The following is a 26,186-nucleotide window of genomic DNA, read 5'->3' as shown; positions in this document are numbered from 1 at the left end:
GGTGCCATCCGGTCAGGCGACCAGCAACAGCACCCCGGCCACCAGCGACACCAGCGCGATCAGCAGCGCGACGCCCATCAGCACCCCGTGGACGATCAGGAACGGCGTCGGCGTGCCCGCCGCATCCCGTGCCCTGGTGTCTTTGGCGACCCTGGCGAAGAACCGGGGCCACGCGAACACGTTGAAGGCGGCGTTGACGAACAGGACGATGGCAGCGAAGACGGTCATGGTGTCTCCAGCCTAGGAGACGGTGGATGCGCGTGCGCTCAGTCGAGCCGGTGCCGCGGGCGTGCCGTCTCCGACAGGGTCGGCCGGTCCGTCCAGCGCAGTTCGACCACCTCGTTGGCCTGCGAGGTGTAGAACACGTGCTGCGTCGAGCTGGCGTGGTCGACGAACGCCGACGGGGTGGATGCGGCCGGCGGCTGGCCCGCGCCGGTCAGCGGGTTCTCGTGCCAGCCGGTCGGATCCCGCCACAGCTCGTGGATGAGGTGGTCCGCTCCGGCGTAGACGACGTGCTGCGTGGGGACGGGGACCGCATCCGTCGCCTCGAACGCGTACGCGGACACGCTCGTGCCCGCCAGCACCGGGCTGGCGCCCAGCGGCCCGGTGAGGTTCTCGACCGACCAGCTCCCGTCGTAGCGGTACTCCCACACGTCGCCCGCCGTGTCGACGACGTCCACGTGGCGCGTGCCGTCCGCCGCGAATACGTAGCCGCGGTACGCGTCGTCCGCGAACCCGCCCGGACCGGCGAGGCCCGCGCCGATGTCGACCGGCTCGCCCCAGGTGAGGTTGGCGGTTCCCGTGTACTCGTAGAGGCGGCCGTCGTCGCCGAGGTAGTCGACGTGCATGGTCCCGCCCGGGGAGAACGAGTACCCGCCAGGAGCCCGCGCGCAGACCGGGCCGCCATGATCCGAGGTGAGGTCTTTGTGCACCCAGCTCGGGTCGCCGTCGTCGCGCGACTTCCTGGTGAGTACGTGCACGTGTCTGTCGATGCCCTGGAAGACGACCACCTGCGCGCGCCCCGACGCGTACTCGAAGCCCTGCGCGACCTTCCGCGCCGGCTGCGAACCGGAGTCGGCAGTGAGGTCGTTCGCGTGCCAGCCGTCGTCCTGGTACAGCTCGCGCAGGCGCCCGTCGCCCGCCGTGCCCAGATAGAGGACGTGCTGCGTCCCTTCCAGCACGAACAGGTAGGCACGCGGGGCCGATGACGCGTGCGGTCCTCCGCTCTCCGCCATCAGGTCCTTCTCGTGCCAGACGTCGTCCGTCCCGCAGTACAGCTCGTGCAGCACGCCGGTGCTGTCCGAGACGCCGGTGCCGCCAAGGTAGATGACGTGCCGCGTCCGGTCGTCCGGGAAGTCGTACGCCGACGGGGCGAAGATGCCGGGCGGGAGGTGGAACGTGTCCGTCAGGTTGCGTGCTGTCCAGCCCATGATCTGCTCCGATCCGGATGCGGCGTGAGACGGGGAAAGAGTACGCCAACGCGCGGTGCGGTGGATAGGGTCAGTGCGCCCCGAACCGCTCGCTCAGCAGGTCGAGCAACGCCACGGCCGCCGCGCTCGGACGCGTGCGCGCCACCGCGCTGAGCACCCAGTCGATGCGCTCGGCGAGTGGGACCACCACCGTCCCGTCCGCCCGCAGCACGGTCAGCTCCGGCATCACGGCCACGCCGAGGCGCGCGGCGACGAACCGCGGGATCTCCCCCAGGTCGGACAGCTCGGTCGACACCCGCCTCGCGATCCCGCGCTCGCCGAGGGCGCGGTCGAGCGTCGCCCTGTTGCCGAACCCCTCCCGCGCATCCACCCACCGTTCGTCGGCGAGCTCGGCCAGCGACACGCTCTGCGCGCCGGCTAGTGGATGCTCCTCCGGCAGCACGGCGACGAACGGCGACACCGCGAGATCCCGGTAGAGCAGGTCGGGCACCCGGCCGGGCAGCCCGAGGAAGGCCACGTCGATCCTGCCGAGCCGCACATCCCGGGCCAGTCCGGTGGACCCGCTGGGTGATGGACCGAGCCGCAGATCGACCAGGGGATGGCGTTCGTGGAACTCGCCCATGATGCCCGGCAGGTCGATGGTGGTGAGGTTGGTGAAGATCCCGACCCTCACCTCGCCGCGCAGGCCGCCCGTGCTGTCGGCGAGCAGGCGCATCCGCTCGGTGGCCTCGAGGGTGGTGCGGGCCGCATCCAGCACCTGGCGGCCGAGCGGCGTCAACCGCACCCGGTGCCTGTCGCGCTCGAACAGGTCGCCGCCGAGCTCGCGTTCCAGCGAGCGGACGCCGGCGGAGACGGTGGACTGGGCGGCGAAGACCCGGTCGGCGGCGCGGGTGAAGTTGAGTTCGTCGGCGACGGCGACGAAGTATTCGAGCTGGCGGGTGTCCACGGGGTAATCGTAGTGGTCGATCACCAGAATCGGGGATATCCGTTGGACTCGATTGCCAGGTGGGAGCACGATAGCGGTATGGCACTCATGACCTCCCCCACCAGCGCATCAAGCAGCTCCCGCGCATCCGGCTCGACCGGCGCCTCCGGCGCATCCCGTGGGCCGTGGCGGCTTCGTCACGGTGCAGGATTCTGGGTGATCGCGGCGGCGTTCCTCGCGGTGATGGCGTTCTCCACCCTGCCGACCCCGCTGTACGCGCTCTATCAGCAGCGCGACGGGTTCCCGACCTGGGTGGTCACGGTGGTGTTCGCTGCGTACGCGATCGGCGTGCTCGCGAGCCTGTTCCTGATCGGCCACATCAGCGACTGGGCGGGACGCCGCAGGATGATCCTCGTCGCCATCGCCCTCGAGATCGTCGCCGCCGTGCTGTTCCTGTTCTGGAACGACATCCCCGGCCTGCTGGTGGCGCGCGTCATCTCCGGCGTCGGCGTCGGGGCGCTGACGGCCAGCGCGACCGCACACCTCAGCGAACTGCGCTCCACCGCCCGCCCGGAGGAAGGTCCCCGCCTCGCCGGAACCGTCTCCACCGTCGTGAACACCGGCGGACTCGCCATCGGCCCGCTGATCGCCGGAGCGTTCGCGCAGTTCCTCCCCGCCCCGCTGGTGCTCCCGTACGCGGTGTTCCTGGCGATCCTCGCCGTCGCCGCGGTGGCGGTCGCCCTGGTGCCGGAGACGGTCGAGCGTGCTGAGGAGCGCCCCGCATACCGGCCCCAGCGGATCTCACTGCCACGGGATGCGCGGAGCACCTTCTCCGCCGCAGCCGTCGCGGCGTTCGCGGGCTTCGCGGTGTTCGGGCTCTTCACTTCGCTCGCGCCGACCGTGCTTTCCGGCGTGCTGCACGAGACCTCGCGCCTCGTCGCCGGCGCCGTCCCGTTCTCGGTGTTCGCCGCGTCCGCGGTGTCGCAGATCGTGTTCGCCCGGCTGTCGTCCCGCGCCCAGCTGGTGCTGGCCATCCCGCTGGTGGTGCTCGGCCTCGCCGGTCTCGCGGTGGGTGTGCTGGTCGCCGGGCTCTGGCTGTTCGTGGCGAGCGGCGTGGTCGCGGGCGCGGGCGTCGGCCTGCTGTTCCGCTCCTCCATCGCGGTCGCGGCGTCGCTGTCGTCCCCGGATCACCGCGGCGAGGTGCTCGCGGCAATCTTCCTCATCGCGTACGTCGGCCTCGCGGTGCCCGTGCTGCTGGTGGGGGTGGCGCTGATCGTGTGGCCGGTGGTGCCGGTGCTGGTGGTGTTCGTGATCGTGGTGGGTGTGCTGTCGCTCGCCGGCGGCCTGCGGATGCTGCGCCGCTGAGCGGGGCGGGGTGGGTGGGGGCGGCTCGCGTCAGTCGGCGGCGCGCAGCTGCACGCGCAGCGAGTCCACGCGGGTCGCGATCACGTCGTCGGCGGCCCAGCGCTGAGCGAGTCGGCCGAGGACCGCATCCAGTTCCTCCCTGGTCAGCCCGGCGGAGAGCGTGAGGCGCACGACCAGTTCTTCCCCAGCCAGCCGGGCGCCGGGGTCGCCGGCGATCAGCTCGATGTCGTGCACGCCGAGCTCCGACCCGATGGATGCGGTGAACGCCGTGAACACCTCCGGGTCGCGGTCGCTCGGCAGCCAGGGGCGGCTCTGCGCGATCGCCCACAGCGCTGAGCGCCGCAACACGAACTCGGTCTCCGAGGTCGGGTCGAGCACGACCAGCTCGGTGTCCTCCGCGGCGGCGGCGAGCGCGACGCGCATCCCGTCGGCCGGCACGGGACGCGCATCCCTGTTCCAGGTCTGCATCGCGGTCACCGAGGAGAACACGGGCAGCACGGTGCGTCCGTCCGGACCGGCGACGGTCACGATGGCGAGTTCCTGGGTCTTGTCGATCAGCAGCCCGTCGTCGGTGGTGTCGCTCTCGCCGAGCCGCGCCATCAGCGGGATCAGCAACCGCGACGCGCGCACGGCATCCACGACGGCCTCCGCACCCACTTCGCCGGCGCGGAACGCCGCCAGGGCGCCGAGCAGTGCGGGAGGGGCGCTGCCGTCGTCGTCGCCGAACGCGTTGTCGTCGAACTCCCGGCCCTCCCACGGCTGGCCCGCCGAGTCCGCCAGACGACCGGCGTCGGCCGCCAGCTGCGCCGCGAACCCGCTCAGCCGCGCGGCGCCCTTCGCGCTCGGGCCCGTGGATGCGTGGTCGTCGCCCGACCCGTCGCCCGGCTCAGTTCCCTGCGACATCCAGCGCCTCGGGCAGCGTGAACGCGCCGGCGTAGAGGGCCTTGCCGACGATCGCGCCTTCGAGGCCGCGCGGAACCAGTTCGCGCAGGGCAGCGATGTCGTCGAGGTTGGAGATGCCGCCGGACGCCACCACCGGGCGTGCCGTGCGGTCCATCACCTCGCGCAGCAGGTCGAGGTTGGGGCCGCGGAGGGTGCCGTCCTTGGTGACGTCGGTGACGACGTAGCGGGCGCATCCCGCGTCTTCTAGGCGGTCGAGGACCTGCCACAGGTCGCCGCCGTCGCGGGTCCAGCCACGGGCCGCGAGGGTGGTGCCGCGCACGTCGAGGCCGACCGCGATGGCCTCGCCGTACTGCCCGATCACGTTCGCCGCCCACTCGGGGTTCTCGAGCGCCGCCGTGCCGAGGTTGATGCGCTTCGCGCCGATCTCGAGCGCCGACTCCAGGGAGGCGTCGTCGCGGATGCCGCCGGAGAGTTCCACGTTCACGCCGCGGACCTGCTTGATGACCTTCTTCAGGATGGCGTGGTTGTCGCCCCGGCCGAACGCCGCATCCAGGTCGACCAGGTGGATCCACTCCGCGCCCTCGTCCGCCCACTCGGCTGCCGCGTCGACCGGGTCGCCGTAGCTCGTCTCCGAGCCTGCCTCGCCCTGGGTCAGGCGCACCGCTTTGCCGTCGGCCACGTCGACCGCCGGCAGCAGGACGAGCCGGGGGGTGTTGTTGAATTCGCTCATGATCTTCCTCGGTTGGGTCCGCGCGTCCGCGCGGGCTCGGGGTGTTGCCTGTCGGCTTAGAGGGTGCCGATCCAGTTGCGCAGTAGCTGAATGCCCGCGCGTCCGGACTTCTCCGGGTGGAACTGGGTCGCACTCAGCGGCCCGTTCTCGACGGCCGCGATGAACGGCTGGCCGTGGGTGGCCCAGGTGACACGCGGCTTCGGGAACGGCGGGACCACATCCAGGGTCCAGTCCTGCGCGGCGTATGAGTGGACAAAGTAGAACCGTTCGTCGTGCAGCCCGTCGAACAGCGCGGAGTTCTCCGGAGCGTCGACCGTGTTCCAGCCCATGTGCGGCACCACGTCGGCCTTCAGCAGGTCGACGGTGCCAGGCCATTCGCCGAGCCCCTCGGTTTCGAGACCGTGCTCGACGCCGTGCTCGAACAGCACCTGCATGCCGACGCAGATGCCGAGGACCGGCCGTCCGCCGGCGAGGCGCTTGTCGACGACCTCGTCGCCGTGGGATGCGCGTAGCGCGTCGATGACGGCGGCGAACGCACCGACACCGGGGACGAGCAGCCCGTCCGCCTCCTGGGCGCGCTTGCGATTGCCCGTCAGCTCGACGTTCGCACCGGCCTCTTCGAGCGCCTTGACGGCCGAGTGGACGTTGCCCGTCCCGTAGTCGAAGACGACGACATCGGGTTTCGTCACAGCGCCCCCTTGGTGGAGGGGATGCCGGTGATCAGCGGGTCGAGCGCCTTGGCCTGGCGGAACGCGCGGGCGAACGCCTTGAACTCGGCCTCCGCGATGTGGTGCGGGTCGCGGCCTCCGACGACGGTGATGTGCGTGGTGATGGCGGCGTTGAACGAGATGGCCTCGAAGACGTGGCGCACCATCGACCCGGTGAAGTGACCGCCGATGAGGTGGAACTCGAACCCGGCGGGCTCGCCGGTGTGCACGAGGTACGGCCGTCCGGAGATGTCGACGACCGCCTGCACCAGCGCCTCATCGAGCGGGACGAGGGCGTCGCCGTACCGGGAGATGCCGCGCTTGTCGCCGAGCGCCTGCTTGATGGCCTGACCGAGGACGATGCCGATGTCTTCGACGGTGTGGTGCACGTCGATGTCGGTGTCACCGCTCGCGCGGACCCGGAGGTCGGTGAGCGAGTGCTTCGCGAACGCCGTCAGCAGGTGGTCGTAGAACGGCACGGACGTCTCGATGTCCGTAGCGCCCGTGCCGTCGAGGTCGATGCTCAGCTCGATGCTGGACTCGCTGGTCTCCCGCTGCAGGGTGGCGATGCGATTCGTCATGACAGCGAGTTTACCGGGGCGCCCGGACGCCGGAGCGCCGCGAGAGCGTCGAGGAAAGCGGTGGTCTCCTCCTCGGTGCCTGCTGTAACGCGCAGGTGGTTCGGGATGCCGACATCCCGGATGAGCACCCCGCGTTCGAGCAGCGCTTCGAACGTCGCGTGCGGGTCGGCGACGCCGCCGAACAGCACGAAGTTGCTGCCGCTGCGGTGCGGCTGGTAGCCGAGCCGGGCGAGCTCGGTGACGAGCCGGTCGCGCTGGGTGCGGATCTCGCCGACCATCGCCAGCATCTCGGCGGAGTGGGCGAGCGCCGCGACGGCGGCGGCCTGGGTCAGCGCGGAGAGGTGGTACGGCAGGCGAACGAGGCGGAGTGCATCCACCACGGCAGGATCGGCGGCGAGGTACCCGACGCGCGCACCGGCGAACGCGAACGCCTTGCTCATGGTGCGCGAGATCAGCAGCCGCGGACGCCCCGGCAGCAGGCTCAGCGCCGTCTGTTCGCCGTCGGGCATGAACTCGGCGTACGCCTCGTCCACGATCACGATGCCGCGCGCGGCGTCGTATGCGGCCTCGATCGTCGCGAGAGACAGCGGCGTGCCGGTCGGATTGTTCGGCGAGCACAGGATCACGATGTCCGGGTCTTCCCGCCGGATCTGCTCGGCCGCGGTTTCGGCGGAGAGCTCGAACTCGTCGTCGCGGGCGGCGGCGATCCAGCCGGTGCCTGTTCCGGATGCGAGGAGCGGGTACATGGAGTACGTCGGGGAGAACCCGAGCAGGGTGCGGCCCGGTCCACCGAACGCCTGCAGGATGTGCTGCAGCACCTCGTTGGACCCGTTCGCCGCCCAGATGTTCTCGGCGGTGAGCCCGTGCCCGAGGTACCGCGCGAAGCTCTCGCGCAGCTCGGTGAACTCCCGGTCGGGGTAGCGGTTGACGCTCCCGATCGCGGCGGAGATGCGGGCGACGATGTCGGCGGCGACGTCTGCCGGCACCGGATGCGTGTTCTCGTTCACGTTCAACGCCACGGGAACGACCTTCTGGGGCGCTCCGTACGGGGTCTTCCCCCGCAGGTCATCACGAATCGGCAGATCGGAAAGAGAGGTCACCCATCAATGCTAGTCACGCCGCGAGCCGTGTGACGCCGGGCTGCACAGCGCCGCTGCCCCTACTTCGCGTACTGGGACGGGATCGCGAGCTGCTGCCCGGGCGAAACCACCGCGGTGTCGAGCTGGTTCAGGGAGACGATGCTGGCGATCACGTCGCGGGGGTCGGCACTCGGCGCGACCTTCTCGGCGATGCTCCACAGGGACTGGCCCGACTCGACCGTGACGTACTGGAAGCGCACGTGGGCCTGGTCGCCGGAGGCGAGGGCTCCCCCGCCGTTGAGGGCGAAGACCAGGGCCCCGACGATGAGCGGGACGGAGGCGAGCGTGGTGAGGACCGCGCGCCCACGGCGCGTGAGACGCAGGCGCGTGCGAGCGCCGGCGGGCGTCTGGAACTGCGACGACGACATCGTGACCGTTGCTGTGCTCATGCTGTTGACCTCCTAAGATTCCGCACCCGGTGCTTGGCCGGCAGGCCGGATGCGAAGCTGTGTTCCGAATATATCTTCGAATGTTCGAAACCACAACTGTGATTCAGTGGCGAAAACATCCGGGCGATTTCGAGACACGCTCGAACACATGTTTGTTTTAGCCCTGCATCGTGGATACAGTTTCGATTGTCTGGACTTCACTCAACCAGGCACCACCGACATTCGGGCCGGCCGGATGCGCAGACGGGTCACGAAAGGGACGACCGTGGCGAACGACAACCAGGGAGCACGCGAGCGCGGAGGCACGCGCAGACGTAAGAACCTGAGCGACAAGCAGCTGGCCATCCTCGACGTCATCCAGCGCTCGGTGAGCCAGCGCGGCTATCCGCCGAGCATGCGCGAGATCGGAGACGCCGTCGGCCTCTCCTCCCTGTCGAGCGTCACGCACCAGCTCAACCAGCTCGAATTGAGCGGATACCTGCGCCGCGACCCCAACCGGCCGCGCGCGCTCGAGATCCTGATCGACCTGCCCTCCAACTCGTCCGAGTCCGTCGACTACGAGAACCAGACGCCCGTGGGCGACGCCGCGATGGTGCCTCTGGTCGGCCGCATCGCCGCCGGTGTCCCGATCACCGCCGAGCAGCAGGTGGAAGAGGTCTTCCCTCTCCCCCGCCAGCTGGTCGGCAACGGCGAGCTCTTCATGCTGAAGGTCGTCGGGGAGTCGATGATCGACGCGGCCATCTGCGACGGCGACTGGGTGGTCGTCCGCACCCAGAAGACGGCGGAGAACGGCGACATCGTCGCGGCCATGCTCGACGACGAGGCAACGGTCAAGGTCTTCCGCCAGCGCGACGGCCACACCTGGCTGCTCCCCCGCAACTCCAACTTCGAACCCATCCTGGGCGACTACGCCGAAGTCCTCGGCAAAGTCGTCGCCGTCCTCCGCGCCGTCTGACCCACCCCCAAACAATCGAGTCCGAAGTTGTTCACCCTCGCCACCGGCGTGGCGCGTGAATAACTTCGGACTCGATTGTTTTTGCGAGGCGAGGCGGGACGAGCGGGGCGCGCGGTCAGGCCCAGCCGAGTTCCTGGAGGCGGGCGTCGTCGAGGCCGAAGTAGTGGCCGATCTCGTGGACGAGGGTGATCCGCACCCGGGCGCGCAGCGCATCCATGGTCGACACGCTCGCGGCGAGATTGTTGCGGTACAGGGTGATCCGGTCGGGCAACTCGCCGAAACCGTACACGCCGCGCCTGGTCAGTGGATGCCCGCTGTACAGCCCGTAAAGGCGCGGCCTCGCGCCGGGAGGCTGGTCCTCGATCAGGATCGCGACGTTCTCCAGCGGCTCGACCATGTCGGCCGGAAGCGCATCGAAGACCTCTCCCACCAGTGCCTCGAACGCGTCAGCGCCAATCTCCACCATTCCCCCATCCTCGCCCCGCACGCGACAGAGCCCGGGTTTTTCGCCGCAGACGAACAGACTGCGGCGAAAACCCCGGGCTCAGAAGCGAACGTGCTACACGGGAGTCGGCGCCGAGGCGGAGGCGCGCACGGCACGCGTCGCCTCGATGATGTTGCGCAGCGACGCAACGGTCTCGTCGTAGCCGCGCGTCTTCAGCCCGCAGTCCGGGTTCACCCACAGCTGCCGCCCGGGGATCGCCCCGAGCGCCGTCTCCAGCAGCTCGGTCACCTCGGCCACCGACGGCACGCGCGGCGAGTGGATGTCGTACACCCCCGGGCCGATGCCGTGCTCGAACCCGGAGCTCTGGATGTCGTGCACGACCTCCATGCGCGACCGGGCCGCCTCGATGCTGGTGACGTCCGCATCCAGGTTGCGGATCGCGTCGATGACCACGCCGAACTCCGAGTAGCAGAGGTGCGTGTGGATCTGCGTCTCGTCGCGCACGCCGGAGGTCGCGAGCCGGAACGATCCGACCGACCAGTCCAGGTAGGAGGCGTGGTCGGACTTCTTCAGCGGCAGCAGTTCGCGCAGGGCAGGCTCGTCCACCTGCACCACCCGGATGCCCGCGGCCTCCAGGTCGGAGATCTCGTCGCGGAGCGCCAGCGCCACCTGCCGCGCCGTCTCGCCGAGCGGCTGGTCGTCGCGCACGAACGACCAGGCGAGGATCGTCACCGGCCCGGTCAGCATGCCCTTGACCGGCTTGGGCGTGAGGCTCTGCGTGTACGTCGACCACTCCACCGTGATCGGCTTCGGCCGCGACACGTCGCCCCAGAGGATGGAGGGGCGCGTACAGCGCGAGCCGTACGACTGCACCCAGCCGTTCTGCGTCACCGCGAACCCGTCCAGGTTCTCGGCGAAGTACTGCACCATGTCGTTGCGCTCGGGCTCGCCGTGCACGATGACGTCGATGCCGATCTCCTCCTGCAGGTCGACGACGCGCTTGATCTCGTCGCGCATCCTGCCCAGGTATTCGGCCTCGGTGATGAGTCCCTTGGCGAACTGCGCACGCGAGCGGCGGATGTCGCCCGTCTGCGGGAACGACCCGATGGTGGTCGTCGGCAGGAACGGCAACCCGAGGGCGGCATCCTGGGCGGCCAGCCGGTCGGCGTACTCTCCGCGGGCGAAGTCGGCCTCCGTCAGCGCCTCCTCGCGCTCGCGCACGGCCGGCACGCGCACGCCCGGCGCCGACGCTCGGTCCGCCAGGGCGGCGGAGGCGGCGCTCAGCTCCTCCCGGATGGCCTCGTGGCCGTCCACCAGCCCGCGCGCCAGCGTGGCGACCTGCGCGACCTTCTGGTCGGCGAAGGCGAGCCAGCTCTTCAGCTGGTCGGACAGCTCCGGCTCGTCGTCCACGTCGTGCGGAACGTGCTGCAGCGAGGTGGAGGTCGAGACGGCGACGTCCGGGCTCAGCGACAGCAGCTCGGTGAGGGTGCCGAACGCGGCTTCCAGGTCTCCGCGCCAGATGTTGTGCCCGTCGACCACCCCGCCGACGACGGTCTTGGCCGACAGCCCGGATGCGGTCGCAGCGTCGAGCCCGCGCGGAACGGCCCCGCGCACCAGGTCGAGCGAGATCGCCTCGACCGGGGAGGTGGCGAGCACCGGGAGCGCGTCGTCGAGGCTGCCGTACGGCGCTGCCACGAACAGGGCGGGACGGCCCGGCACCGCGCCGAGCGTGTCGTACGCAGTCGCCAGGGCGGCGAGCACCGCATCCCGCGGCTCGTCGATGGACTCGCTCACGAGCGCGGGCTCGTCGAGCTGCACCCACGGTGCACCGGCAGCGGCGAGGCGCGACAGCAGCTCGGCGTAGACCGGCAGCAGGTCGCCGAGGCGCGACAGCGGACGGAAGCCCTCAGGCGCCTCGTCGCTCGCCTTGCTGAGCAGCAGGAAGGTCACCGGCCCGACGATCGCCGGACGCGTGACGAAGCCCGCGGCCTTCGCCTCCTCGAACTCGCGCACGATGCGGTCGGACGCGAGCCGGAACTCGGTCTCCGGCCCGATCTCCGGCACGAGGTAGTGGTAGTTGGAGTCGAACCACTTGGTCATCTCCAGCGGCGCGTTCTCGCCCTCTCCGCGGGCGATCGTGAAGTATCCGGCGAGGTCGACGGACCCGTCGGCGTCCGCGAGCGCGGCGAACCGGGACGGGATGGCGCCGACGGTGACCGCGGCGTCGAGCACCTGGTCGTAGTAGCTGAAGCTCTCCGGAATGGATGCGTCATCGAGGCCGAGGCCGAGCGCGGCGAGCCGGTCCCTGGTGGCGGCGCGGAGGTCTGCGGCCGTGGCTTCGAGTTCGTCGGCGGTGATCGTTCCCGCCCAGAAGCTCTCGACGGCCTTCTTGAGCTCGCGGCGGCGCCCGATGCGCGGGTAGCCGATGATCGTCCCCGTGGGGAACGGGATGCGGGGAGTGGTGTCGGTCATGCTGGTTCCCTTTCGGTGGTGCTGGCGTCGGTGGTCGTGGTGGTCGTCGTGGTCTGCTGCACAGGCGCGGCGGCCCCGAGCAGCCCCACCCGCTCCAGCACCGACAGCACCGCCTCGTGCTGGTTGAACGTGTACAGGTGGATGCCCGGAGCGCCCCCGTCGAGCAGCTTCTGCGCGAAGTCGGTCGCCCAGGCGATCCCGATCTCCCGCTGCCCCTCCTCCGTCGGCTCGACCTCCAGCTGGATCGCGAGCTCGCTCGGCAGGTCCTCCCCGCTCAGCTCGAGCATCCGCGTGAGCCTGGCCGGACTGGTGACCGGCATGATGCCGGGCAGGATCGGGAAGAGCACTCCGGCATCCCGGGCCTTCTGCGCGAAGCCGAGGTAGTCCTCCGGGTGGAAGAACAGCTGGGTGATGCCGAGGTTCGCGCCCGCCGCCTGCTTGGCGAGGAGGGTGTCGATGTCCTGGCTGACGCCGTGCGACGTCGGGTGGCCGTTCGGGAACGCCGCGACCGCGATCTGCACGTGCTCGCGGTGCGACAGCACGGTGCTCGCCGGCAGGCCGGGCACGGGCAGCTCGCCGTACGGCACGCGCTCCGCCTGCACCCGGTGGATGAGCTGCACCAGCTCAGCGGAGCTGTGCAGGTCGCCGAGGCCGGTCTCCCCCGGCGCCAGGTCGGCGGGCGGGTCGCCGCGCACCGCGAGGAACCGCCGGATGCCCGCATCCAGGAACTCCCGGATGAGCTGGGCCGCCTCCGCGTGCGACGAGCCGACGCAGGTGAGGTGCGCCATCGGGCTCACGTCGGTGTGGTCGAGGATGTAGCGCAGCACGTCGAGCGACGACGACCGGGACGACCCGTTCGCGCCGTACGTGACGGAGATGAAGTCCGGATGCGCGGCCGCGAGCTTCTGGATCGTCGCGGGCAGCGCCTCGGCGGCGCGCGCATTCCGCGGCGGGTACAGCTCGAAGGAGAACCGCGCGTCCGTACAGCTCATGGCGTCCTCTGGTGTCGGTGGTGTGACGCTGAACCCCGCCCGGGGCCGCGCCCGCCTCGGTCAAGGTGGGACCCCGCCGCCCGGCGGAAGCCGGTCGGTGAGGTGGTTCGCGGGCGGGTGCCGGGCTCGGCTGTCGCACCACCGAGCGGGTGCCCGCTGCGGTTGAATGGCAATCTACAACCCTTTGGTCCCGGTGTCGCCGTTCTGTGTCATCGTGTGACGATCGAGGGCTCCGGAAACACAGAAGCCGGGACAGGATGACCCTGTCCCGGCTTCGTGATGCGTCCCGACGTCAGGCGGTCTGCTCCACGGCGAACGCCTCGAACACCGACAGGTATTCGGGCATCACCTTGGCCTTGACCCTGGTGCCGTCTTCCACGTAGTCCGTGGAGATGACGCGCCCGCGCTCGTGCAGCGCCGAGATGAGGTCGCCGCGGTCGTACGGGACGACCAGGTCGACCTCGACGGAGCGATCGGGCAGCAGGCGCGCGATGGCGGCGAGGATCTCGTCGATCCCCTCACCCGTGCGCGCCGAGGCGAAGATCGCGCCCGGCTCGAGTCCGCCCAGCACCAGCCTGTCGTCCGGCGAGACCAGGTCGGACTTGTTGAAGACCACGATCTCCGGCAGCTCGCGCGCTCCCACCTCGCCGATCACATCCCGCACCGTCGCCAGCTGACTGGCGGGGTCTGGATGCGAGCCGTCCACCACGTGGACGATCACGTCGGACTCCGCCACCTCTTCCAGCGTGGAGCGGAACGCCTCGACCAGCTGGTGCGGCAGGTTGCGCACGAAGCCGACGGTGTCGGCCAGCGTGTACAGGCGGCCGTCGGCGGTCACCGACTTGCGCACGGTCGCATCCAGTGTCGCGAACAGCGCGTTCTCGACGAGCACGCCCGCCTTGGTGATGCGGTTGAGCAGGCTCGACTTGCCCGCGTTGGTGTATCCGGCGATGGCCACCGACGGCACCGAGTTGCGGTTGCGGTTCGCCCGCTTCGCCTCGCGCGCCGGCTTGAACCCGGCGATCTGCTTGCGCAGCTTGGCCATCCTGGTGTGGATGCGGCGACGGTCCAGCTCGATCTTCGTCTCACCAGGACCACGCGACCCCATACCGGCGCCTGCGCCGCCCACCTGGCCACCGGCCTGGCGGGACATCGACTCACCCCAGCCGCGCAGACGCGGCAGCAGGTATTCGAGCTGTGCGAGCTCGACCTGCGCCTTGCCCTCCCGGCTCTTGGCGTGCTGGCTGAAGATGTCGAGGATCACGGCCGTGCGGTCGATCACCTTCACCTTCACCACGTCTTCGAGCGCGCGCCGCTGGCTCGGGGCCAGCTCGGTGTCCGCGATGACCGTGTCTGCGCCGAGCGCAGCGACGATCCCGGCGAGTTCCTGCGCCTTGCCCTTGCCGAGGTAGGTGCTGGGGTCGGGATGCGGCCTCCGCTGCAGCAGACCGTCGAGCACCACGGCGCCCGCGGTCTCCGCCAGGGCGGCCATCTCCCTGATCGAGTTCTCCGCATCCTGCAACGTGCCCTGCGAGTACACGCCGATGAGGACGACGTTCTCGAGCCGCAGCTGCCGGTATTCGACCTCTGTGACGTCTTCGAGCTCGGTGGACAGCCCGGCGACGCGGCGCAGCGCTGCGCGCTCCTCGCGGTCGAACTGGTCGCCGTCGTGCCCGGCATCGTCGGTGTGCTCGGTCTGCAGCGCCTGCGCGCCGCCGCCGAACAGCGTCATTCCTGCACGGCTCTCCGCACTGGCGAGGACGCGGGCGACGACGTCGTCGTCGCGCGTGTCGTCCGTGACCTGATCCGTGCTCACATGTTCATTCATCTGAAAATCCTGCATCTGGGTTAACCCTAGTTTGTTAGCGTCCTGTACGGTCCTCTTATGGCCAGCGGAGATCACTACTTTTCCCCGGCGCCCGAGAGTGAACTGAAGCTCCGCCCGATCACGGTCCGTCTCGCTGGACAGACCTACGAGTTGACGACGGCGAACGGAATCTTCAGCCCCGAGCGCGTTGACACGGGTACGCGAGTGCTCCTCGACCATGTCCCCTCCGCGCCGCCCGGCGGTCAGCTGTTAGACCTCGGATGCGGCTGGGGGCCTGTGGCTCTCACACTTGCTCTCGAATCCCCTCACGCGACCGTCTGGGCCGTCGATGTCAATACCCGAGCGTTGGACGTGGTGCGCAGGAACGCGCAGAAGCTCGGACTCACCAATGTAAACACATCCACGCCGGATGATGTTCCCGATGATGTATTTTTTACGACGATCTGGTCGAATCCACCCATCCGGGTGGGCAAGAACGAGCTGCACAACCTGCTGGAGCGCTGGCTTCCGCGTCTCGAGCCCGGCTCGGATGCGTGGCTCGTCGTGCAGCGCAACCTCGGCTCCGACTCGCTGCACCGCTGGATGCAGGCCACCTTCCCCGACCTGACCACCACCCGCGCGGCCACCTCCAAGGGCTACCGCGTCCTCCGCGCCCGCCGTTCCGCCGACTGACGCGCCGCGCCGCGACCCCTCCGGCTCTGAGTGCGGGTCAGGCGAGGTCGAGCGTGCCGGTGTAGACGAGTTCGGCCGGACCGGAGAGGGCGACGTGCTCGCCGTCCTCCGTCGCGAACATGCGCACACCCACTGTGCCGCCGGGAACATCCACGCGCCACTGGTTGGGCGCACCCTGGCCGGCCCAGTAGCGCACGGCCAGCGCCGCAGCAGCCGCACCGGTGCCGCAGGACAGCGTCTCGCCGCTCCCGCGCTCGTGCACGCGCATCCGGATGCGTCCGACGCCGTCGACCACGAGCGGCTCGTGCGGCACGACGAACTCCACGTTCGCGCCGTCGACGGGCTCCGGCTCGATGTGCGGGATGTAGCTGAGGTCGGCGGCTTCCAGCTCGGATTCGTCGGCCACGGCGACCACGACGTGCGGGTTGCCCACGTCGATCCCGAGCCCCGGCCGCGCCACCGGAAGCTCTTTCGCCCGCACCAGCGGCTCTCCGCCGTCGAGCGCCCAGCGGCCGAGATCCACCTGGAACCCGGTGAGGTTGCGCTGCACATCGCGCACGCCGGAGCGGGTGCCGATCGCAAGCGTGTCTCCGTCGGCGAGTTCGACGAGCCCGGAGGCGATCAGGTAGCGCACGTACACCCGGATGCCGTTGCCACACATCTCCGCTGGCGACCCGTCGGCGTTGTAGTAGTCCATGAACCACTCGGCGCCGTCGTCCTCCGCCAGCGCTTCCGCGCCCTCCGGCAGGTGCTTCGACCGCACGGCGCGGATGATCCCGTCCGCGCCGATCCCGAAGTGCCTGTCGCAGATCTCGGCGATCTGCGTGGGGGTGAGGTCCACCTGGCCGTCCGGGTCGGAGAACAGCACGAAGTCGTTTCCCGTGCCCTGACCTTTGGTGAAGTGGAGGGTTGTCGCCATGCTCACAGCCTACCGAGCGCCGCGGCGGTCAGATTCTCGTCGTCGTAGTCCAGCCAGTGGATGCGCGGGTACCGCTTGAACCAGCTGACCTGCCGCCGCGCATACCGCCGGGTGAGCTGCTGCGTCTGGGCGATGGCCTCGGCGCGGGTGAGTTCGCCGCGCAGTTCCGCGAGCGCCTGGGCGTACCCGATGGCGCGACTCGCGGTGACGCCGCGTTCCAGCCCGAACGGGATGAGGGCCTCCACCTCGTCGAGGAGCCCTGCCTCCCACATCCGCTCGACGCGCGCATCCAGTCGCGCGGTGAGTTGGTCGCGCGGGGCGGCGAGCCCGATGATCGTCGACGGCCGCCACGGCACGGGCTCTTCGGGCAGGGAGGCGCTGACGGGCTCGCCGGTGAGCGCGACGACCTCCAGAGCGCGCACCAGCCTCCGCCCGTTGCTCGGACCGATGTTCGCCGCAGCGGCGGGGTCGGCGTCGAGCAGGCGGCGGTACAGCATCCCGGGCCCGTGGGCGACGAGCTCGGCTTCGAGCTGCGCGCGCAACTCGGGGTCGGTGCCGGGGAACCGGAAGTCGTAGATGACGCTCGACACGTACAGCCCGGACCCGCCGACGAGGATGGGCACGTTGCCGCGATCCAGGATGCCGGTGATGGTCGCGCGCGCTTCCGGCTGGTAGCGGGCGACGGTGGCCTCGTCGGTGACGTCGAGCACGTCGAACAGGTGGTGCGGGATGCCCCGCCACTCCCCCTGCCCGATCTTCGCGGTGCCGATGTCCATGCCCCGGTAGAGCTGCATGGCGTCAGCGTTGACGATCTCCGCCCCGCGCCCGTCGGCCAGCAGCCGCTCCGCCAGCGCGAGCGAGAGGTCGGTCTTGCCTGTGCCGGTCGGCCCCACGATGGCGACGATGGGAGTGGTTGCGGAAGGTGAGGCGCTCGACGTCGGTGCGGTGTTCGGTGCGGGCGCGGACACGGCGGCCGCGGTCAGCGAAGGCGTCGCCACGCCGTCGGCGGACGGCACCGGCGGCTCCGCGGCGGGCGCGGTCAGCGCAGGCCGTCCGTCGGGTCGTAGATGGGCATCGTGCCGACGCCGGGCGAGGTGAGCGGCTCGCCGACGCGGAGGGTGGGGAGGCCGAGCGAGACGCGGCCCTTTCCGCCGGAGGCGACGCCGTCGGCGTGCGTCGGGACCGCGCAGGACTCCGCTTCCGCCCTGTCCCACGCGTCGCCGGCCCTGGTGCGCCGGATGGCGAGGGGTGCTCCGTCGGCCGCGTCGGCGATCAGATAGAAGGGCGCCGCCTGGGTGACCGTCACCGTGACCACGTCGCCGGGCCGCGGGACCGGCGAGCCGGCGGGGACCTCGAAGTGCACGAGGCGGCTGTCGTGGGCGCGCCCGCTGAGGCGGTGGGTGTCGGCGTCTTTGCGGCCCTCGCCGTTGGCGACGAGCAGCTCGACCTGACGGCCGATCACCTTCTGGTTCTCTTCGAGCGAGATCCGCTCCTGCAGCGCGGTCAGCCGCTCGTACCGATCTTGCACGACCGCCTTGGGAACCTGGTCGGCCATCGTCGCCGCGGGGGTGCCGGGACGGATCGAGTACTGGAACGTGAACGCGGAGGCAAAACGTGCCGCCTCGACGACGCGCATCGTCTCGACGAAGTCTTCCTCGGTCTCGCCGGGGAAGCCGACGATGATGTCGGTGCTGATCGCCGCATCCGGCAGTTTCGCGCGGACGCGGTCGAGGATGCCGAGGAACTTCTCGGAACGGTACGAGCGGCGCATCGCCTTGAGGATGCGGTCGGACCCGGACTGGAGCGGCATGTGCAGCTGAGGCATCACCGACGGCGTCTCCGCCATCGCGTCGATCACGTCGTCCGTGAACGCCGCGGGATGCGGGCTGGTGAACCGGATGCGTTCCAGCCCGTCGATCTCGCCGGCGGCGCGCAGCAGCTTGGAGAACGCCTGACGGTCGCCGAACTCGACGCCGTAGGAGTTGACGTTCTGCCCGAGCAGGGTGACCTCGATGGCGCCGTCGTCGACGAGCGCCTGGATCTCGGCGAGGATGTCGCCGGGGCGACGGTCCTTCTCCTTGCCGCGCAGCGATGGCACGATGCAGAACGTGCAGGTGTTGTTGCACCCGACCGAGATGGACACCCAGCCGCTGTAGCTGGAGTCGCGCTTGGTCGGCAGGGTGGACGGGAAGGTCTCGAGCGACTCGAGGATCTCGATCTCGGCGGCGTCGTTGTGCCGCGCCCGCTCCAGAAGGCTGGGAAGCGAGCCCATGTTGTGCGTGCCGAAGACCACGTCGACCCACGGTGCCTTCTCGAGGATGACGTTCTTGTCTTTCTGGGCGAGGCAGCCGCCGACGGCGATCTGCATGCCGTCGTGCCGCTTCTTCACGGCGGCGAGGTGCCCGAGGTTGCCGTAGAGCTTGTTGTCGGCGTTCTCGCGGACCGCGCAGGTGTTGATGACGACGATGTCGGCCTCTTCACCGTCTGCGGCGATGTAGCCCGCCGCTTCGAGCGACCCGCTCAGCCGCTCGGAGTCGTGCACGTTCATCTGGCAGCCGAACGTTCGGACCTCGTAGGTGCGCGCCCGACCGTCCGGGCGGACGGCCGCGTCCGACGGCGCGATGGTGCTTCGCTCTTCGGTGATGCTCATAGTGCGACAAGTTTACGTTCGACGCGCTGAAGAACCGAACCGCGCGAACGACGCCGGACGGCGCACGTCGACTCGGGGCACACTACTGGAACCGCACCCCGCCGCGACGGCCCCGGGTGGCGAGTGCCGCATCCATCGCCTGGCGCACGATGGCGGAGCTGTAGCCCTTGCGCGCGAGGAAACCGTGGAGCCTGCGCTTCGCCGTCTCGTCGTCGTAGGTGGACAGCTGCCCGACACGCTTCATGGCCAGTTCGGTGGCGCGTTCCAGCTCGTCGTCGTCGGCGATCTCGGCGAGGGCTTCCTCGATGAGCTCCGGCGCGATGTGCCGCCTGTTCAGTTCCTGGGCGATGGCCGACCGACCAAGACCCTTGCGGTTGTGCTGGGTGTAGACGAGCGTGACGGCCAGCGCGGCGTCGTCGAGCAGGCCGACGCTCTCGAGCCGGTCGAGCTCGGCCTGGGCGACGGCCGGGTCGATCTCGCGCTTGGCGAGCACCTGCTCGAGCTCCCACCGCGACATGCCGCGCCGGGCGAGCTGGTGGATCGACACGTTGGATGCGCGCTTGACCTGCTTCTCGGCGACGCTCTCCGTGTCGCGCGCTGCCCCGCCACGCTCCGGCTCATCGCCGGAGTCCGACGCGTCTGCACCGCGCGACCCATCAGCATCGTCGGCGGAGTCTTCCAGGAACGCCTTCGACCACAGACCCGTCGTGCGCTTGCGATCGGCCGCCGCGCGCTCAGTGTCCACAGCCGCCGGCCCCGTGGACGGAAAGGCGACGACCGGACGAGGCGAATCGCTCTCCGCCGCGTTCGTGTGCGCGCCTCTGCCCAGCCGGGAAGGATGGTCGGCGCCGCGAGACCGCGGCAGGTAGGTCACCGGGGCCAGCTGCTCCGCAGCACGGTCCTCAGCGGCCGCGCCGCGAGCAGCAGCACCGTCACCGGCCGTGCCGTCGCCCGCGGGCTCACGACCCGCGCCCGACTCGGACTCGGAGGGAAATCGCACCACCACGGGTCACTCCTCGTTCTTCTCGCCGTGCTTCTCGCCTCGATCGAATCGTGCGGCACCCAGTAAGCCATCGGCTGCCGGGTGCCACACGGCAGACGCTACGCGCCCTTCTTCGCCTGCAGCTTCGCCTCGATGGACCCGACGTTGTCGGGCGCCTCGGCGACCGCGTTCGGGTCGGCGACGATACCGAGCTTGATCTTGATCTTGTTCTCGATGTCGAGCGCGATGTCGGGGTTGTTGATGAGGAAGTTGCGCGAGTTCTCCTTGCCCTGGCCGAGCTGGTCGCCCTCGTAGGTGTACCAGGCGCCGGACTTCTTGACGATCGCGTGCTCGACACCGAAGTCGATCAGGCTGCCCTCGCGGGAGATGCCGACACCGTAGAGAATGTCGAACTCGGCCTGCTTGAACGGCGGCGCCATCTTGTTCTTGACGACCTTGACGCGGGTGCGGTTGCCGACGGCGTCCGCTCCGTCTTTCAGGGTCTCGATGCGACGGATGTCGAGGCGGACCGACGCGTAGAACTTGAGCGCCTTACCACCGGCGGTGGTCTCCGGGCTTCCGAAGAAGACACCGATCTTCTCGCGCAGCTGGTTGATGAAGATCATCGTGGTGTTGGTCTGGTTGAGACCACCGGTGAGCTTGCGGAGGGCCTGCGACATGAGGCGGGCCTGCAGACCGACGTGGGAGTCGCCCATCTCGCCCTCGATCTCGGCGCGGGGCACGAGGGCTGCGACGGAGTCGATGACGATCAGGTCGATGGAGCCGCTTCGCACGAGCATGTCGGCGATCTCGAGCGCCTGCTCACCCGTGTCGGGCTGCGACACGAGGAGGGCGTCGATGTCGACGCCGAGCTTGCGGGCGTATTCGGGGTCGAGCGCGTGCTCGGCGTCGATGAAGGCGGCGATGCCGCCTGCGCGCTGAGCGTTGGCGATGGCGTGCAGAGTCAGCGTGGTCTTACCCGACGACTCCGGACCATAGATCTCGACGATGCGGCCTCGCGGGAGGCCGCCGATGCCGAGCGCGACGTCCAGGGCGATCGAGCCGGTGGGGACGACCTCGACGGGTGCGCGCTCGTCGCTGCCCAGTCGCATGACCGAGCCTTTGCCGAACTGGCGGTCGATCTGCGCGAGCGCGGTCTCGAGCGCCTTTTCGCGGTCTGCGGGTGATGGCATGTGCGGTTCTCCTTCTCGGCTTCGCTAACGAGATCGACTGTACGGGGGACGTCCGACACCCGGGCAGCGAGCGCGCAAACTGTGGACAACCCGTTTTCGATTGCCGTTGTGAAGGAGTCTAGCTACATCCGAACATATCTTCGAGACTTTCGAATGCGGCGTGTCGCGTCAGCGCTTCGGAGCCGGCTTGCCTGCGCCGTACCAGTGCGACTGCGGCACGCCCGTCTCGCGGCAGAGCGCGATCCACACCTCGCGCGGGGCGACCCCGGCTGCGAGCGCCTGCTGCGCCGTGCGGTTGCCGAGTTCGCCGAGCACCAGGTCGGTCGTGAGCGCCTGGCCGTACGTCGAACCGAACTCGTCGAGGATCGCGCGCTGGAACTCACTCAACTTCATGGGACCACCCTACGTGTCTGGACCGACGCTCTCGGTCGGCGGAAACGAAAGACGCCCCGGTCTCCCGGGGCGTCTTCTGATGAGTCTGAATCAGCGTGCGACCAGATCCGCGTCCATCGCCGACACGAACTCGTCGGGGACGGTGTCGGGGATGATGGGCTCGATCCCCTCCAGCACTGCGAGGCGGTCACCGACCTCGCGCATGATGACGGAGATGGGGGTGTCCAGCGCTTCGGCGACCGAGGCGAGAATCTCGGACGAAGCTTCCTTCTGACCGCGCTCGACCTCGCTGAGGTAGCCGAGGGCGACACTCGCCTTGCTGGCCACCTGTCGGAGCGTACGGCCCTTTTGCAGGCGGAAGTCCCTGAGCACGTCGCCGATTTCCTGACGTACAAGAATCATTCGGAGCCTCCTTCTTCTACCCTGCCGACGGATCGGACCTTGTTAGGGATGCCAACACTAGCGCATCTTGTGAGGCTCAACGATATCGATGACGACTGGGCTTTTCTTGTGAATGCAGCAGGTGTAACGAGACCGTAACAGCGCGTATTCCCGCCCGTTACGACGGATCGAGACCGACCTCATCGGCCAGCTCCGCGAGCACCTGCTCGACCACCTGACGCCGGATCTCCGACCGCGTCCCGGTGAGCGCGAGCTCGACGGCGCGCGTCCCCTCCGCGGTGGAGATCCCGACGAACACCGTGCCCACCGCGCGGCCGCCCTGAGGGTCCGGCCCTGCGACGCCGGTGGTGGAGAGACCGATGGACGCCGGCCTGCCGTCGACCGCGAGCGCATCCCGGACTCCGGAGGCGAGCTGCCTGGCGACCTCGGGATGCACGGGGCCCTCCGCCGCGAGCAGGGCCGCATCCACGCCGGTGAGCGTGTGCTTCAGCTCGGTGGCGTAGACGACCACCCCGCCGAGCACCACCGCGGATGCTCCGCCGACCCTGGTCAGTTCTGCGCAGAGCTCCCCGCCGGTGAGGGATTCCGCCGCCGCGACGGTGAGACCGCGGTCGGCGAGGTACGGGATGAGGCGTGCGGCCAGGTCAGGCGACGGCACGCTTCGCCCTCCGGCCCTTCCAGGCCTGCCAGAGGTAGTCGAACCCGGTGACGACGGTGAGGATCACGGCGACCGTCATCACGATGCCGTTGACCCAGAACACCCAGTCGCCGAACAGGGTCCAGAGCGGGAACAGCGCCAGGCTGATGGCGACGGACTGCACGATGGTCTTGATCTTGCCGCCACGGGATGCGGCGATGACGCCCTGCCGGATCACGACGAAGCGGTACACGGTGATGCCGATCTCGCGCACCAGGATGACGATGGTCACCCACCACGGGAGCTCGTTCAGGATGGAGAGTGCGACCAGGGCGCCGCCGGTGAGCACCTTGTCGGCGATCGGGTCGAGCAGCTTGCCCAGCTCGGTGACGAGGTTGTTGCGCCGGGCGATGGCGCCGTCGACGCCGTCGGTGGCGATGGCGATGACGAACAGCACGGCCGCCGCCCAGCGGAGCCAGCCGTCGTCGCCGGCGTCTGCCAGGAGCATCCACACGAACAGCGGGGCGAGCAGGATGCGCACCACGGTGATGATGTTGGGCAGGTTCCAGTTGCTCGCCCGTGCTGGCGTGCCCTCCGCCGCGGCAGGCGGAGGCGTGTCGTGCACCGACATGTGCTCTACTCCCTGTCGGTCAGCTGCCAGGCGTCCTCGTCCGAGTCGCCGTCCACCTCAGGATAGCCCTCGGTCATCCGTGCGACCGGGTCTCCGCCGTACTGGTCGTCGTCCATCGCGCCGGCAGACGCGACGGTCGCGGCGGGCGCAGCAGGCGCACCGGACGGGGCGGACGCGGCAGGCGCAGCCCCGCCGGGCGATTCCTCGCCGCGCAGCATCGCGAGCACGGACGGGAGCTGGTCGGCCGTGGCGAGCACGTCCCTCGCCTTCGAGCCTTCGGAGGGGCCGACGATCTCGCGCGATTCCAGCAGGTCCATCAGGCGGCCCGCCTTGGCGAAGCCGACCCGGAGCTTGCGCTGCAGCATCGAGGTGGAGCCGAACTGCAGCGACACCACCAGCTCGGCGGCGGCGAGCAGCAGCTCGAGGTCGTCGCCGATGTCCGAGTCGATCTGCTTCTTCTCCGCGGCGGCGGCGACATCCTGCCGGTACTCCGGCCGTGCCTGCCTGGTGACGTGCTCGACGACCTTCTGGATCTCGGCCTCGTTGACCCACGCGCCCTGCACGCGGATCGCCTTGGACGCCCCCATCGGCAGGAACAGCGCGTCGCCCTGGCCGATGAGCTTGTCGGCGCCCGGCTGGTCCAGGATGACCCGTGAGTCCGTGACACTGGTCACGGCGAAGGCCAGTCGCGACGGGACGTTCGCCTTGATGAGGCCGGTGACCACATCCACCGACGGCCGCTGGGTGGCGAGCACCAGGTGGATGCCGGACGCACGCGCCAGCTGCGTGATGCGCACGATCGAGTCCTCGACGTCTCGCGGGGCGACCATCATCAGGTCGGCGAGCTCGTCGACGACGACGAGGAGGTACGGGTACGGCTTGAGCGTGCGCTCGCTGCCGGCGGGGAGGACGATCTCGTTGTTGACGACGGCCTTGTTGAAGTCGTCGATGTGCCGGAAGCCGAAGCTCGCGAGGTCGTCGTAGCGCATGTCCATCTCTTTCACGACCCACTGCAGCGCTTCCGCCGCCTTCTTGGGGTTCGTGATGATGGGCGTGATGAGGTGCGGCACGCCGCTGTAGATGGTCAGCTCGACGCGCTTCGGGTCGATCAGCACCATGCGAACGTCCGACGGCTTGGCGCGCATCAGCAGGCTGGTGATCATCGAGTTGACGAAGCTCGACTTTCCGGAGCCGGTGGAACCGGCCACGAGGAGGTGGGGCATCTTCGCCAGGTTGGCGACGACGAACCCGCCACCCACGTCTTTGCCGACGCCGATGGTCATCGGGTGGGTGCTCTTGGTCGCCGCGCCCGAACGCAGCACATCGCCGAGGGAGACGATCTCGCGGTCGGAGTTCGGGATCTCGATGCCGATGGCGCTCTTGCCGGGGATCGGGGACAGGATGCGCACTTCGTTGCTCGCGACCGCGTACGACAGGTTCTTGCTGAGCGCGGTGACGCGCTCGACCTTCACTCCGGGGCCGAGCTCGATCTCGTACTGCGTCACCGTCGGGCCCCGCGAATATCCGGTGACCTGCGCGTCGACGCCGAACTGCGTGAGCACCTCAGTGATCGCCGCGACGATGTCCTCGTTCGCGCTCGACCGGGTCTTGGCCGGGGTTCCCGCCGAGAGCATCCCCGCGGAGGGCAGGTGGTACGGAGCGGCGGGCTCCGAGGCGGACGGGATGGCGGCGGTCTCGTCGAAGTCGTCTGCACCGGCACCCTGTGCGTCGGGGACGAAGCCGGGGAGCACGGCGGGTGCTGCCGCAGCGGCCGGGGGCCACGGAGCGGGAGCGGCGGGCGCGATCTCGCCGGTGAAGCGCTTGAGGGCGTCTTCCGCGTTGGCGAGCTCGCTGAGCACCTCGGTGTTGTAGTGGTCGCTGGCCGGATCGGGCTCGAGGGCCGTGGCGAACTCGCCCTTGCCCTTCTTGGGACGGTCGCCGAACACCTCGGTGATGCCGTCTTCGACCACGGGGGTGTCGAACGCGGGGTCTTCCTCGCGGCCGGACTTGTTCCTGCGCCACCAGGGCAGGTTCGCCTCCTGCTCGCCGTCGTCGCCGTCGACCCCGTCGAGCTCCACCTGCTGGGTCTTGGCCTCCTTGGCGGCCTGACGCTCCTCCTCCGTGGGAAGCTGCGCGCCGAACAGGTATGCGTAGAGCTCGCGCACCCGGACGCCCACCTTGTTCGGCGGGGTCTTGGTGATGATGAAGATGCTCAGGATGAGCAGCACGATGATCACGGCGGCAGCGCCGTACGGCGTGATCAGCGCGGAGAGCGGTGCGGCGAGCAGCCAGCCGAGCACTCCCCCGGCCTCAGCGAGCTTCGCCATGCCGTCGCTCGGCTGCGGGTGGAAGCTGAACAGGTGGCACAGGCCGGAGATGGTGAGCAGCAGGATGCTCAGGCCGATGCCGATGCGCGTGTTGTCGTGCACGGAGCTCGGATGCCGGAACAACCATCCGGCGAACAGCACCATGATGACGGGGAGCGCGAACGCCACGCGCCCGAACAATCCGCCGAACGTCCACGCATCCAGGGTGCGGGCGACCTCGTCGTTGATGAGGAACCACTCGACCACGGCGCCGGCGACGGCGAGGAGGACGAGGAAGAACGGGAAACCGTCCCGACGCTCCTCCTTGGCGAGCTTCTCGGGCCCGAGGGCGCGGAAGGCGGCGCCCGTGAGGTGGGCGAGGCCCATCCACGCGCGGACGAGGGGGTTCGGCCCCGCGTCGGCGGTCGGGTATGCGACCGTCTTCTGGGTCGCGGTCTTCGCCGCCGGCTTGCGCGCGGCCGAGCCGCCGCGGCCGGAGGAGTTCCGTGCGCGCGATGTCGACTTGGTGCTCGTAGCCAT

26 protein-coding genes are annotated in these 26,186 nt (G+C 69.6%); 3 read left to right on the top strand and 23 right to left on the bottom strand.

Annotated elements, in window-relative coordinates; all coding sequences use genetic code 11:
* Positions 1-12: 12 nt before the first annotated feature.
* The 3 genes from AC1ROC_RS00630 to AC1ROC_RS00620 all read right to left on the bottom strand — a co-directional run bounded on the left by AC1ROC_RS00630 (position 13) and on the right by AC1ROC_RS00620 (position 2,376).
* Positions 13-228 (bottom strand): SCO4848 family membrane protein, encoded by a 216-nt coding sequence (locus AC1ROC_RS00630; RefSeq protein WP_085368085.1) that lies wholly within the window; start codon positions 226-228, stop codon positions 13-15.
* A gap of 38 nt (positions 229-266) precedes the next feature.
* Positions 267-1,430: a hypothetical protein gene (locus AC1ROC_RS00625; RefSeq protein ID WP_492997452.1), complete on the bottom strand. Its 1,164-nt coding sequence runs from the start codon at positions 1,428-1,430 to the stop codon at positions 267-269.
* A gap of 70 nt (positions 1,431-1,500) precedes the next feature.
* Positions 1,501-2,376, bottom strand: a complete 876-nt coding sequence (locus tag AC1ROC_RS00620) for a LysR family transcriptional regulator (RefSeq protein WP_492997450.1) — start codon at positions 2,374-2,376, stop codon at positions 1,501-1,503.
* Between the two features lie 78 nt (positions 2,377-2,454).
* Here AC1ROC_RS00620 and AC1ROC_RS00615 point away from each other — a divergent pair, with 78 nt between their 5' ends.
* A complete protein-coding gene (locus tag AC1ROC_RS00615) occupies positions 2,455-3,720 on the top strand; it encodes an MFS transporter (protein ID WP_492997448.1) in 1,266 nt (421 codons plus the stop codon).
* Positions 3,721-3,750: 30 nt separating this feature from the next.
* Here AC1ROC_RS00615 and AC1ROC_RS00610 read toward each other — a convergent pair whose 3' ends face one another.
* Genes AC1ROC_RS00610 through AC1ROC_RS00585 form a run of 6 tightly spaced genes read right to left on the bottom strand, consistent with a single transcriptional unit; the run spans position 3,751 to position 8,169 of the window.
* Positions 3,751-4,623: an SseB family protein gene (locus AC1ROC_RS00610; RefSeq protein ID WP_492997446.1), complete on the bottom strand. Its 873-nt coding sequence runs from the start codon at positions 4,621-4,623 to the stop codon at positions 3,751-3,753.
* On the bottom strand, positions 4,607-5,353 hold the full coding sequence (gene priA, locus AC1ROC_RS00605) for a bifunctional 1-(5-phosphoribosyl)-5-((5-phosphoribosylamino)methylideneamino)imidazole-4-carboxamide isomerase/phosphoribosylanthranilate isomerase PriA (protein ID WP_492997444.1): 747 nt from the start codon (positions 5,351-5,353) through the stop codon (positions 4,607-4,609). The genes AC1ROC_RS00610 and priA overlap by 17 nt, the downstream gene beginning before the upstream one ends.
* 56 nt (positions 5,354-5,409) lie before the next feature.
* A complete protein-coding gene (gene hisH / locus AC1ROC_RS00600) occupies positions 5,410-6,042 on the bottom strand; it encodes an imidazole glycerol phosphate synthase subunit HisH (protein WP_492997442.1) in 633 nt (210 codons plus the stop codon).
* A complete protein-coding gene (hisB, locus tag AC1ROC_RS00595; RefSeq protein ID WP_085370384.1) occupies positions 6,039-6,641 on the bottom strand; it encodes an imidazoleglycerol-phosphate dehydratase HisB in 603 nt (200 codons plus the stop codon). The genes hisH and hisB overlap by 4 nt, the downstream gene beginning before the upstream one ends.
* Positions 6,638-7,741 (bottom strand): histidinol-phosphate transaminase, encoded by a 1,104-nt coding sequence (locus AC1ROC_RS00590; protein ID WP_492997440.1) that lies wholly within the window; start codon positions 7,739-7,741, stop codon positions 6,638-6,640. The genes hisB and AC1ROC_RS00590 overlap by 4 nt, the downstream gene beginning before the upstream one ends.
* 59 nt (positions 7,742-7,800) lie before the next feature.
* The gene (locus AC1ROC_RS00585; RefSeq protein ID WP_085370388.1) at positions 7,801-8,169 is read right to left on the bottom strand and encodes a LysM peptidoglycan-binding domain-containing protein; all 369 of its coding nucleotides are present in this window, start codon (positions 8,167-8,169) and stop codon (positions 7,801-7,803) included.
* 235 nt (positions 8,170-8,404) lie between these two features.
* On the opposite strand from AC1ROC_RS00585, the gene lexA reads away from it, so the two are divergent.
* On the top strand, positions 8,405-9,124 hold the full coding sequence (lexA, locus tag AC1ROC_RS00580; RefSeq protein ID WP_434948910.1) for a transcriptional repressor LexA: 720 nt from the start codon (positions 8,405-8,407) through the stop codon (positions 9,122-9,124).
* A 115-nt stretch (positions 9,125-9,239) separates the two neighbouring features.
* Here lexA and AC1ROC_RS00575 read toward each other — a convergent pair whose 3' ends face one another.
* From AC1ROC_RS00575 to hflX, 4 genes are all read right to left on the bottom strand, one after another.
* On the bottom strand, positions 9,240-9,590 hold the full coding sequence (locus AC1ROC_RS00575) for a metallopeptidase family protein (protein ID WP_492997437.1): 351 nt from the start codon (positions 9,588-9,590) through the stop codon (positions 9,240-9,242).
* 93 nt (positions 9,591-9,683) lie between these two features.
* Entirely contained in the window at positions 9,684-12,041 is a 2,358-nt protein-coding gene (gene metE / locus AC1ROC_RS00570) for a 5-methyltetrahydropteroyltriglutamate--homocysteine S-methyltransferase (RefSeq protein ID WP_492997435.1), read from the bottom strand.
* Positions 12,038-13,033: a methylenetetrahydrofolate reductase gene (locus AC1ROC_RS00565; RefSeq protein WP_492997433.1), complete on the bottom strand. Its 996-nt coding sequence runs from the start codon at positions 13,031-13,033 to the stop codon at positions 12,038-12,040. Before AC1ROC_RS00565 ends, metE begins: the two co-directional genes overlap by 4 nt.
* Before the next feature lie 292 nt (positions 13,034-13,325).
* Positions 13,326-14,861 carry a GTPase HflX gene (hflX, locus tag AC1ROC_RS00560; RefSeq protein WP_492997431.1) on the bottom strand — a complete coding sequence of 512 codons (1,536 nt, stop codon included), beginning with the start codon at positions 14,859-14,861 and terminating at the stop codon, positions 13,326-13,328.
* 57 nt (positions 14,862-14,918) lie between these two features.
* On the opposite strand from hflX, the gene AC1ROC_RS00555 reads away from it, so the two are divergent.
* Positions 14,919-15,533: a class I SAM-dependent methyltransferase gene (locus AC1ROC_RS00555; RefSeq protein WP_434948916.1), complete on the top strand. Its 615-nt coding sequence runs from the start codon at positions 14,919-14,921 to the stop codon at positions 15,531-15,533.
* A 37-nt stretch (positions 15,534-15,570) separates the two neighbouring features.
* On the opposite strand, the gene dapF is transcribed toward AC1ROC_RS00555, so the two are convergent.
* From dapF to AC1ROC_RS00505, 10 genes are all read right to left on the bottom strand, one after another.
* A complete protein-coding gene (gene dapF / locus AC1ROC_RS00550) occupies positions 15,571-16,452 on the bottom strand; it encodes a diaminopimelate epimerase (RefSeq protein WP_492997428.1) in 882 nt (293 codons plus the stop codon).
* A gap of 2 nt (positions 16,453-16,454) precedes the next feature.
* The gene (gene miaA, locus AC1ROC_RS00545) at positions 16,455-17,357 is read right to left on the bottom strand and encodes a tRNA (adenosine(37)-N6)-dimethylallyltransferase MiaA (protein ID WP_247597437.1); all 903 of its coding nucleotides are present in this window, start codon (positions 17,355-17,357) and stop codon (positions 16,455-16,457) included.
* Between the two features lie 134 nt (positions 17,358-17,491).
* Positions 17,492-19,102: a tRNA (N6-isopentenyl adenosine(37)-C2)-methylthiotransferase MiaB gene (miaB, locus tag AC1ROC_RS00540; RefSeq protein ID WP_492997426.1), complete on the bottom strand. Its 1,611-nt coding sequence runs from the start codon at positions 19,100-19,102 to the stop codon at positions 17,492-17,494.
* Positions 19,103-19,184: 82 nt separating this feature from the next.
* Complete coding sequence (locus AC1ROC_RS00535) at positions 19,185-20,108, bottom strand: regulatory protein RecX (protein ID WP_492997423.1); 924 nt, start codon at positions 20,106-20,108, stop codon at positions 19,185-19,187.
* A gap of 95 nt (positions 20,109-20,203) precedes the next feature.
* On the bottom strand, positions 20,204-21,277 hold the full coding sequence (gene recA, locus AC1ROC_RS00530) for a recombinase RecA (protein WP_168689692.1): 1,074 nt from the start codon (positions 21,275-21,277) through the stop codon (positions 20,204-20,206).
* Positions 21,278-21,445: 168 nt separating this feature from the next.
* Positions 21,446-21,670 carry a DUF3046 domain-containing protein gene (locus AC1ROC_RS00525; RefSeq protein ID WP_085370403.1) on the bottom strand — a complete coding sequence of 75 codons (225 nt, stop codon included), beginning with the start codon at positions 21,668-21,670 and terminating at the stop codon, positions 21,446-21,448.
* Between the two features lie 90 nt (positions 21,671-21,760).
* Complete coding sequence (locus tag AC1ROC_RS00520) at positions 21,761-22,072, bottom strand: helix-turn-helix domain-containing protein (RefSeq protein ID WP_055895785.1); 312 nt, start codon at positions 22,070-22,072, stop codon at positions 21,761-21,763.
* A gap of 157 nt (positions 22,073-22,229) precedes the next feature.
* On the bottom strand, positions 22,230-22,730 hold the full coding sequence (locus AC1ROC_RS00515) for a CinA family protein (protein ID WP_492997420.1): 501 nt from the start codon (positions 22,728-22,730) through the stop codon (positions 22,230-22,232).
* Complete coding sequence (pgsA, locus tag AC1ROC_RS00510) at positions 22,717-23,340, bottom strand: CDP-diacylglycerol--glycerol-3-phosphate 3-phosphatidyltransferase (RefSeq protein ID WP_492997418.1); 624 nt, start codon at positions 23,338-23,340, stop codon at positions 22,717-22,719. The genes AC1ROC_RS00515 and pgsA overlap by 14 nt, the downstream gene beginning before the upstream one ends.
* Before the next feature lie 5 nt (positions 23,341-23,345).
* Positions 23,346-26,186 carry an FtsK/SpoIIIE family DNA translocase gene (locus AC1ROC_RS00505; RefSeq protein ID WP_492997416.1) on the bottom strand — a complete coding sequence of 947 codons (2,841 nt, stop codon included), beginning with the start codon at positions 26,184-26,186 and terminating at the stop codon, positions 23,346-23,348.

It is taken from the genome of Leifsonia sp. GW821-FHT13C05 (assembly GCF_058806515.1).
This window is presented reverse-complemented; position numbering and strand designations above follow the sequence as displayed.

What these genes read in the sequence shown, in the direction of transcription:
- AC1ROC_RS00630 (WP_085368085.1), bottom strand. Translation starts at nt 228, where the DNA reads ATGACCGTCTTCGCTGCCATCGTCCTGTTCGTCAACGCCGCCTTCAAC.
- AC1ROC_RS00625 (WP_492997452.1), bottom strand. Translation starts at nt 1,430, where the DNA reads ATGGGCTGGACAGCACGCAACCTGACGGACACGTTCCACCTCCCGCCC.
- AC1ROC_RS00615 (WP_492997448.1), top strand. Translation starts at nt 2,455, where the DNA reads ATGGCACTCATGACCTCCCCCACCAGCGCATCAAGCAGCTCCCGCGCA.
- AC1ROC_RS00610 (WP_492997446.1), bottom strand. Translation starts at nt 4,623, where the DNA reads ATGTCGCAGGGAACTGAGCCGGGCGACGGGTCGGGCGACGACCACGCA.
- priA (WP_492997444.1), bottom strand. Translation starts at nt 5,353, where the DNA reads ATGAGCGAATTCAACAACACCCCCCGGCTCGTCCTGCTGCCGGCGGTC.
- hisB (WP_085370384.1), bottom strand. Translation starts at nt 6,641, where the DNA reads ATGACGAATCGCATCGCCACCCTGCAGCGGGAGACCAGCGAGTCCAGC.
- AC1ROC_RS00585 (WP_085370388.1), bottom strand. Translation starts at nt 8,169, where the DNA reads ATGAGCACAGCAACGGTCACGATGTCGTCGTCGCAGTTCCAGACGCCC.
- lexA (WP_434948910.1), top strand. Translation starts at nt 8,405, where the DNA reads ATGCGCAGACGGGTCACGAAAGGGACGACCGTGGCGAACGACAACCAG.
- AC1ROC_RS00575 (WP_492997437.1), bottom strand. Translation starts at nt 9,590, where the DNA reads ATGGTGGAGATTGGCGCTGACGCGTTCGAGGCACTGGTGGGAGAGGTC.
- metE (WP_492997435.1), bottom strand. Translation starts at nt 12,041, where the DNA reads ATGACCGACACCACTCCCCGCATCCCGTTCCCCACGGGGACGATCATC.
- AC1ROC_RS00565 (WP_492997433.1), bottom strand. Translation starts at nt 13,033, where the DNA reads ATGAGCTGTACGGACGCGCGGTTCTCCTTCGAGCTGTACCCGCCGCGG.
- hflX (WP_492997431.1), bottom strand. Translation starts at nt 14,861, where the DNA reads ATGAATGAACATGTGAGCACGGATCAGGTCACGGACGACACGCGCGAC.
- AC1ROC_RS00555 (WP_434948916.1), top strand. Translation starts at nt 14,919, where the DNA reads ATGGCCAGCGGAGATCACTACTTTTCCCCGGCGCCCGAGAGTGAACTG.
- dapF (WP_492997428.1), bottom strand. Translation starts at nt 16,452, where the DNA reads ATGGCGACAACCCTCCACTTCACCAAAGGTCAGGGCACGGGAAACGAC.
- miaB (WP_492997426.1), bottom strand. Translation starts at nt 19,102, where the DNA reads ATGAGCATCACCGAAGAGCGAAGCACCATCGCGCCGTCGGACGCGGCC.
- recA (WP_168689692.1), bottom strand. Translation starts at nt 21,277, where the DNA reads ATGCCATCACCCGCAGACCGCGAAAAGGCGCTCGAGACCGCGCTCGCG.
- AC1ROC_RS00525 (WP_085370403.1), bottom strand. Translation starts at nt 21,670, where the DNA reads ATGAAGTTGAGTGAGTTCCAGCGCGCGATCCTCGACGAGTTCGGTTCG.
- AC1ROC_RS00520 (WP_055895785.1), bottom strand. Translation starts at nt 22,072, where the DNA reads ATGATTCTTGTACGTCAGGAAATCGGCGACGTGCTCAGGGACTTCCGC.
- pgsA (WP_492997418.1), bottom strand. Translation starts at nt 23,340, where the DNA reads ATGTCGGTGCACGACACGCCTCCGCCTGCCGCGGCGGAGGGCACGCCA.
- AC1ROC_RS00505 (WP_492997416.1), bottom strand. Translation starts at nt 26,186, where the DNA reads ATGGCTACGAGCACCAAGTCGACATCGCGCGCACGGAACTCCTCCGGC.